8 protein-coding genes and 2 pseudogenes are annotated in these 7,284 nt (G+C 56.4%); 3 read left to right on the top strand and 7 right to left on the bottom strand.

What is annotated here, in order from left to right:
* Nucleotides 1–85: 85 nt before the first annotated feature.
* The 3 genes and pseudogenes from P775_RS00300 to P775_RS29635 all read left to right on the top strand — a co-directional run.
* Nucleotides 86–190, top strand: a pseudogene (locus P775_RS00300) (IS5/IS1182 family transposase); the annotation flags it as partial.
* Between the two features lie 52 nt (nt 191–242).
* Nucleotides 243–434, top strand: coding sequence for a hypothetical protein (locus tag P775_RS00295; RefSeq protein WP_143520743.1), 192 nt, complete (start codon nt 243–245; stop codon nt 432–434).
* Between the two features lie 222 nt (nt 435–656).
* Nucleotides 657–899, top strand: coding sequence for a VirB8/TrbF family protein (locus tag P775_RS29635; RefSeq protein WP_099909093.1), 243 nt, complete (start codon nt 657–659; stop codon nt 897–899).
* Here P775_RS29635 and P775_RS00285 read toward each other — a convergent pair.
* From P775_RS00285 to P775_RS00245, 7 genes and pseudogenes are all read right to left on the bottom strand, one after another.
* Nucleotides 876–1,820, bottom strand: coding sequence for an extracellular catalytic domain type 1 short-chain-length polyhydroxyalkanoate depolymerase (locus P775_RS00285; protein ID WP_099909092.1), 945 nt, complete (start codon nt 1,818–1,820; stop codon nt 876–878). The two genes, P775_RS29635 and P775_RS00285, sit on opposite strands and share 24 nt — an antisense overlap.
* A gap of 320 nt (nt 1,821–2,140) precedes the next feature.
* Complete coding sequence (locus tag P775_RS00280; RefSeq protein ID WP_245875501.1) at nt 2,141–2,896, bottom strand: DUF5765 domain-containing protein; 756 nt, start codon at nt 2,894–2,896, stop codon at nt 2,141–2,143.
* A 36-nt stretch (nt 2,897–2,932) separates the two neighbouring features.
* Nucleotides 2,933–3,823: a YihY/virulence factor BrkB family protein gene (locus tag P775_RS00275; RefSeq protein WP_099909091.1), complete on the bottom strand. Its 891-nt coding sequence runs from the start codon at nt 3,821–3,823 to the stop codon at nt 2,933–2,935.
* A 303-nt stretch (nt 3,824–4,126) separates the two neighbouring features.
* Complete coding sequence (locus P775_RS00270; protein ID WP_099909090.1) at nt 4,127–4,285, bottom strand: DUF3309 family protein; 159 nt, start codon at nt 4,283–4,285, stop codon at nt 4,127–4,129.
* 1,169 nt (nt 4,286–5,454) lie between these two features.
* Nucleotides 5,455–5,868: a hypothetical protein gene (locus P775_RS00255; RefSeq protein WP_099909089.1), complete on the bottom strand. Its 414-nt coding sequence runs from the start codon at nt 5,866–5,868 to the stop codon at nt 5,455–5,457.
* Nucleotides 5,869–5,981: 113 nt separating this feature from the next.
* Entirely contained in the window at nt 5,982–6,965 is a 984-nt protein-coding gene (locus tag P775_RS00250; RefSeq protein ID WP_099909088.1) for a plasmid recombination protein, read from the bottom strand.
* Nucleotides 6,907–7,284 (bottom strand): annotated as a pseudogene (locus tag P775_RS00245) (integrase core domain-containing protein); the annotation flags it as partial. The gene P775_RS00250 and the pseudogene P775_RS00245, both read right to left, overlap by 59 nt.

Below are 7,284 nucleotides of genomic sequence, written 5' to 3'. Positions count from 1 at the left end.
ATCCCGAGATGCACTGGGGTGCTGAACCTTCCTTCAAGAGAGGCAGATCGCGGACATTCAGCGACGCCGCGATCCAGACGTGCCTGCCCGCCTCAAGGACTGGCGGCGCGGCGCAACCCGCTATGACAGTTGTCCGAAGGTCTTCCTGTCAGCCTGCGCCCTCGCAGCCGTCGTCATGTTCTGGTTATGAATCCTGACCCTCGCTTCGCCGAACCGTGAACTTCGGCATTATGAAGCTCTTGATGATCGTGCTGACACAGTCCGTCGTCGCTTTCATCGGAAAAGTCTATTCGAACTTTAATACTTCGGACAAAACTCCCGCCGTCTCTGCCTTCCTGGTCGCAATGGCCTGCGGAACGCTCTTTATCTTCCTGCTGCCTTCGATCGCCTCCGCGCTTAGCGGCGGGGACAGGGGCGTTGCAGGGGGTCGTTGAGCGCAAATTTTGGGCACCAAGTCGACTATCGCCCGGTAAATCGGTGCGATGGGATCTGCCGCGAGCCAGAGCTTTGCCCCGAACTCTCAAATTGCCAAGGTTACCAAATGAAGACACTCGCATCGTTGCAGCTGTTGGCCGCATTGGCCTGTGCCATGACCGGGCCGCTGCCGGATGTGAAGTGCTAGAGCGTGCGACCCCTCAATCTGACCAAATGGAACTATCAAGCCCACATTCTGGAGAAACAGAAAGAAATCGGCGTCACGCCCCGAATCGAAGAGCCTCGGCTGGGGGATCGCGGGCGTCGCCAGCCTGCTCGTGGTCAGCAGCGCGGCCGCGGCCCCCGTCATGGCGCCTCTGAAGCAAGTGGTGTTCTTTGTGCTCCGCGTCGATCATACCAGTGGAGTGCCAGAGGTCATGACCTCTCTGAGCGACGGTGATCTACGCAGCCGTTTTCGGTTCTGACCTGTTCGCTTCGCCGGACCGCGTCAGACCCCAGAAATCCGCTATGTGTCGGGTCGAAGAAATGCCGACCTCCAGCATATACTTGCCTTCTTCCCCCAAACCCTCTGCGCCCTTGGCACTGATCGGCGTGCCGTGGCCCATTTTTCCGATGATGTATTGCTCGATCACCACCCGCCCGTCCGCGTCGCACCAGACTTCCCGAGGATAGCCGTCAACCATCTCGACGCGTGTCGGCGGACCTTCGACCTTGTGGATCTTCTGCCACTGCCGGACGATCGAGCTGGCGTTGGAATTGTCGACGGTTGCATCGCTGTCGCCATGCCAGACCGAGATTGTCGGCCAGGGCCCGGAGAATTTTGAGGCTCCGCGCACTAGCGCGTTAAGCTTGCGGTCCGACGGACTGCCATAGCCCTTCATGCGAAACATCGCCTGCATCAACGTGTTCGCGCTGCGGTAGGGCAGCCCCGCGATGATCGCGCCGCCCGCGAAAACTTCCGGATAGGTCGCCAGCATCACAGACGTCATGGCACCACCCGAGGACATCCCCGTGATGAAAACACGCGACGGGTCGATGCCGTGATCATCAATGACCTGTTTGATCATCTGTCGGATAGAGAGCGGTTCACCACCGCCCCGGTGGCTGTCGCCAAGCTTGAACCAGTTGAAGCTGCCAATGGAGTTGTTTGTCTTTCGTTGCCCAGGAAACAGGAGTGCAATCCCGCATTCGTCGGCGAGAGTCGACCAGCCTGATCCGATATCATAGCTCTCCGCAGACTGGGTGCTGCCGTGCAGCACGACGACAAGCGGGCCGTTCTTCGGAAAATTCTTCGGAATGTAGATATCGGCACTCAGCGAACCGGGGTCGGTTCCGAAATTTTTCAGGACGGAGAGGCGATCGCCGATATGTGAAGATGTTGTCATAAGAGCCCCTGTGCGTGGGCCGGTATTGGCCACATACAAAAAAGACGCACCGACCCAAGATCTTACTTGCCGGGGCGTGGTGACTGCCCGCGGTTCAAGGCGGACACAAAGAGACATTTCTTGTCAGCGTCAGGTGAGTTCCATCAGACGCACACGCGAAGTATCCCGGTTATCATGTTGCACCTTCGTGGTTTCCCGGACCGCGCGCATAAACGCAGGTTAATACGCGCGTTGATAATTTTGGGGTATTTTCCCTTTGATCCAACCACCTGCCACACGGGATCGTTCGGCAGGTGCCCTTCCTTGCAAAGAACAGCCGATCACAGGTCGCTCCGCTTGCCGACGACTTGTTTTGGCCACAACCACCAGGATTTCACGAACATGAAGCGTCTTATCGGTGTTTTGACTACAATCAGCAGGATGCCTATCGATAACAGGCACCAGATGGCGGCGACTTCATTGGGGTTGCTTGTCAGTTGCAGCGCCAATTGTGGTCCAACGAGGAACTGGTACAGAGTAAGTCGCCAGGAGCCGTAAGCAAAGGGCAACAAAATACCTGCGATCAGGTAGCTGGGATATGTTCCAAGGAAAGAGGCCCAAGACTCGACCGTTATGAAATTCAACATTCCGTTGGTCGGTATATCCCAGGCGATATGCCATTCTCCGGAAACTGAGCATAGTCGATCAGAACACAACCCGCGTCCAAGCGGGCACGACCCGGCCCATTCGAACGGATAAAGCTGCAGCAACATGATGATGGCCGAAATGAAACACACGGTATAAACGGGCCACTGAATTCTCTCACGCACATGTCCCGGAATAAAGTACATGGAAATCATGTTGATAAAGAACGGCTGGAACGAGATGTGCAAATAGCCGAGGAGAGTGGCAATTTGATTAGAGGGCAGCGAGCATTGATCAATGACCGAGTATGTAAAAGCCTGCAAAAGCTCCATTGACGAGAAATATCCCAAGGCCATCCACAACGGCGCCGGCTCTTTCTTGTAGGCGGCATAAGCGGTGGTTGTTATACCCACAAACGCCAGTACAGCCGAGGCTTCACCGCTCCAGCACATAAGATCGCTTTCTTGATATGAAAAATGATTGAACTGTCATGTGTCAGCCCCGGCCGTTGTGTCTGCGTCGGTCTGCGCCTCGAGTTCGGCATTCAATTCCGCCCCCATGAGGATGATGTACGCTGAAATCCAGAACCACATGAGCAGCACGACGACGCCAGACAAGGCGCCAAAGCTCTGGTTGTAGTAGCTGAAATTGCCGACGTAGAAGGCAAAGCTGGCCGATGCCGCGATCCAGACGAGGCATCCCACAACCGCTCCGACCGACGTCCATTTCCACTCCGGGGTGTCGCGCGACGGTGCAAAGCGATATAGAACAGAGAGCCCGACAATCGTCAGTGCGATTAACCCGATCCAAAGGGCTGCGGTGAGCAGCATCGCGACGACCGGCCCCATGTCCACGAAGGCCAGAATGACTGGCAGTGCCAAGGTGGCGCTGAGCCCGCAGACAAGCCCGGCGATGAGCAGCAGTGTCAGGGTGGACGTCACCAACAGACGCTTGGTGAACCCCCGTGTTTCTGTTTCGTCATAGGCGATGTTCAGCCCCTGCATGAGGCTCGCCATGCCCGTGGATGCCGAATAAAAGGCAATCAGCAATCCCAGGATGGCCGCAAAGCCCAGCCCGTCCTGGCGGGAACTGGCGACGGCTGTGGCCTGCGTGGCTATGATCGTGATCACGTCTTCCGGCACAAGCCCCGAAAGAGTGTTGAGTTGTGCGACGATCCGGCTCGGATCGATCAACAGGCCGCTGATGGCGATCACGGCGGTTATGGCCGGAAAAAGGGCCAGAAGACCATAAAACGCCACCCCGGCAGCAAGCAGGCCCACGCGATCCTGAGCGATTTCGTCCTTGACGCGAAAGGCCACGTCCTTCCAGCCAACAGCCGGTAATTTCGCCGGAGTTGCAGCATTTCGACGGCGTGTCATAGGCGGTCCTCAATTCAGAAAACATATCGTGACCCGACCACGGCCCCTCACATACCCTTCTTGCTTTCGTCTTCCGATGTTTTTGGAGATGGCTGGGCAAGGCATTGGGAAACCTGTGTCCTGAGACGTCGGACGCATTCCAAATGCCGCCAATCTGTCCCGGACGGTAAGTCGCTCATTCAATTCTTGTGCGGATCCTGATCAGGTCACCAGCAAACACAATGCTGGCCAACCTGATTGGCATGGCAAGGGGTCGGCATTGTCCAACCTATCAAACGGATCGGGCAGCCAACCCTGGGCCCATTACGCGAGCACACCCAATATCCAGAGAACGATGAAGATAACGATCACAAGGCCGACGACGCCACCGAGGCCACGCGACCCATAGCGGTTGTAGCCGTAATAACCGCCGCCGCCGCCGAACACCAACAGCAGGACAATGATAATCAGGATTGTACTCATGGGAGATATCTCTCTCTTTGGTAGATAGGTGAAGGATGAAGCACCTGTGACCGCGATGGTAAGCGGATCCTTGGCGTCATCCCCAAGTCAATCAGTCAGTGCGGCTTCGCCGCGCCTCAGCGCAGGCCAAAAAAGCCCAGAATGACCAAGACGACCACCACGAGGCCGACGATATACACGATCCGGTTCATTGCATTCCTATCTGCTTGGGGAGTGGTTCATGGCCACCAACACTGCCAAACATAAGCCACCGCAATTCAGGGCGAACCAACATGGATCAGCGCGCGGTGTGCCGCAGCTCGCGATTATGTTCCAGAGCTTTAATTTTTGGCCCATATTTCTAGCCAAGTCATATGCCGCAGTGTAGCAAGCATATTATCAGGCGGCATCACCAACTTATCGGATCTTGCCGAAAAGGAGGTCCACACCCCGGGGTCAAGCGGCCCTCAACTCACTGGTAAAGGGGTCCCAAATGCTGTGAGCATCTAAGCGAGATTGTCGACAGGCTGGGGCGGATAGTTTGTGGCGGCGACAGCGAAATACGGTTTGGACGTGATCGTGGACAGACAAAAAGAGCTTTGCCTGGCCGGGCGATTTGAAGCGGGCCATGCATTGCCCGGCAGTTGATTGCGCAGCACTCAATGAGTATTCGTAGTGGCCAAGCTGGGTTCTGGGTCCATTTGCGTTGATCGCGTAGAAGGGCATTTGCCGTGACAATCAGCTTGCGCATGACGGCCGTGATGGCCCGCTTCTTGCATTTGCCGGCCGATATCAGTTGCTCGTATTTTGCCTTCCTATCGGAGGTCAAGGGCGTGGCCACGATCGCCAGTACATAGATCGCCCGCCGCACACCGGCACGCCCTCGATAGGCTTCTTGCCCAGAAGTTCGACAAATCCCCTTTGAAGACGGCCGATCTACGTGGCGTGATCCTGTCCGATAGATACGTTATTCAACAGGGCTTCAGTCTCAAATCATCCGGATCAAGAACAGTTGGGTGCCAAGTGACGCTTACGTTTGCCTTGTTTTGCTGACCTATTATTGACCTGGAATTTGGACAAGCAAAAGCCGCCCCGGAGGGCGGCTGTTAGCGTTTTGATACTGTTATGTATATTTGGTTGCGGGAGGGGGATATGGACTTTGGCGAACTAAATTTTCGGTTGGCAGCTGATTATACGGCGGCGACAGCAGCGTTGCCGCCTTTGCCGTCATCCTTGGACTGCACCTTCGCTGCCTCGCGCTCGGCTTCTTCCTTCTGTGCCTTCAGATCCTCTTCGACCCGGTCAAGCAAGCCCTTGGGCATCAGGGAATGCTTGGCGATCTTGTTGCGGTTTCCAGCGGAAGCCAACATGCAGATCTCGTAGTAGAACTCTTCCACAGCGTCGGCGTGGTCATCGCTCAACCAGGTGATCCATTCCTCCACGGTATCGGCGATCGCCTTCCGCGCGGCCTCGTCTTTTCGCGACAGGTTGGCCGCGACGTTGGCGACCTTGAACATGGCGGCTTGCATGGCCGGGCTCATCGGCATTGCGGTGCGGTTTTTGAGGGCGGATTTGGCGGGTTTTGCGATCATGCGCGTGTTCATTTGAAAGTCTTTCAGTCAGTTGATTTTCGTCTTGGGCGGGATTGCCCGGCGGCGTAAAAAGAAGATGGGATGGAGTTTTTTCCGACGGAAAAAATTTCCGATAAAAAATTCCATTATTCTCTTAAGTATCTGTCTTCAGGCGTTATTTTCTTATTCTCGGATCTTTCATATGAAATCTTGCCTGCTGCGAGCGTCTTTTTGAGGCGTTCAGTCAGCGTCGATAGGGTGCCGACATCAGCAGAGAACCCAGGGCCAAGAGCCCGACCGATGTTGGACAACAGCACCGTCGCGTCCTTGAGAGTCTTAGTAGCCAGCCTGAAGTCGTCACCAACACGCTGGAATGCATCTTGGCGCGCCTTTTTGAACATCGTGCTCCATCCGGACCGGAACGCTTTCGCAACGCGTGAAGCCCCCTTTGGCGACCGCTTTGCGTGCGCCAACGCTTTCAGGAATGCGTCGTCGTTTTCGTGTCCCTGCGTGGGCGAAATGCCCTCTGAGTTTTCAGCAGCAGGATCAACGACCCCCTGACCGATCGCCTCGGTGATTTCGATGATGGCATCTGCCTCTGCAGAGCGTTCATCAACAAGCTCTGATCGCGCGTTCAGGTCGTGCTCTCGTTTCGATAGCTCCCGATCCTTCTTGCGCCACCAGTCACGCGTCTTTGTATGCATGCGCTTCGGCGGTGGCGTTTCACCTTGGGCGACCGCGTTGCGGAAGGCATCTTTCCGCCGCTCGCCACGATCAAGGCCAATACCCTCAAACCAAGCGCCCACGCTGTCCTGCGCATGTTCATAGTCTTCGATGACGGCAAACTTAGAAGGCTGCAGCATCCGACGGGTTGCAATGACGTCCTTGGTGCCGGTCTTCTTGTTCGTGCGTGTCATTTCCACGCTCACGCGCGGCATGATCACCGCGTGGATGTGGTAGGCATCTTCGTCGAGATCTGCGCGCGCATGGATAACGTCATCCCCGAACTGTTCCCGCAGCCAGTCAATGGACAGCCGCTGAAAATCTGCGATCTGACGTTGCCCCCAACTTTTATCCAGCGTGAGCGAGACTCCGGGTTTGAGTTTTGCCGATTTGGGCGGGTTGGGCAACGGGGTCTGGCGCGGAGCTTTGCGGATTGCGCAGCGTCAGGCCCCGTTGCGGGGCGAAGGTCTTGGCAAACTCGGCTGGGGTCTGCCAGCCGAGGCGGGAGTGGGGGCGTTCGGTGTTATAGTCCTTGCGCCAGGCGGCCAGCGTCACGCGGGCATGGTGCAACGACGGGAACAGGGTCTCGTTCAGCAGTTCATCGCGCAGGCGGCCGTTGAAGCTTTCGATGAAGGCATTCTGGGTCGGCTTGTCCCGCTGTACGGCAGCGCATGTTTACATGCGCGAGAGTGGGGCGCGATGTAGTGCCAGTCAAACTTGCGATCA

It is taken from the genome of Puniceibacterium antarcticum, from assembly GCF_002760615.1.
Lineage (GTDB): Bacteria > Pseudomonadota > Alphaproteobacteria > Rhodobacterales > Rhodobacteraceae > Puniceibacterium > Puniceibacterium antarcticum.
This window is presented reverse-complemented; position numbering and strand designations above follow the sequence as displayed.

What these genes read in the sequence shown, in the direction of transcription:
- P775_RS00295 (WP_143520743.1), top strand. Translation starts at nt 243, where the DNA reads ATGATCGTGCTGACACAGTCCGTCGTCGCTTTCATCGGAAAAGTCTAT.
- P775_RS00285 (WP_099909092.1), bottom strand. Translation starts at nt 1,820, where the DNA reads ATGACAACATCTTCACATATCGGCGATCGCCTCTCCGTCCTGAAAAAT.
- P775_RS00280 (WP_245875501.1), bottom strand. Translation starts at nt 2,896, where the DNA reads ATGTGCTGGAGCGGTGAAGCCTCGGCTGTACTGGCGTTTGTGGGTATA.
- P775_RS00275 (WP_099909091.1), bottom strand. Translation starts at nt 3,823, where the DNA reads ATGACACGCCGTCGAAATGCTGCAACTCCGGCGAAATTACCGGCTGTT.
- P775_RS00270 (WP_099909090.1), bottom strand. Translation starts at nt 4,285, where the DNA reads ATGAGTACAATCCTGATTATCATTGTCCTGCTGTTGGTGTTCGGCGGC.
- P775_RS00255 (WP_099909089.1), bottom strand. Translation starts at nt 5,868, where the DNA reads ATGAACACGCGCATGATCGCAAAACCCGCCAAATCCGCCCTCAAAAAC.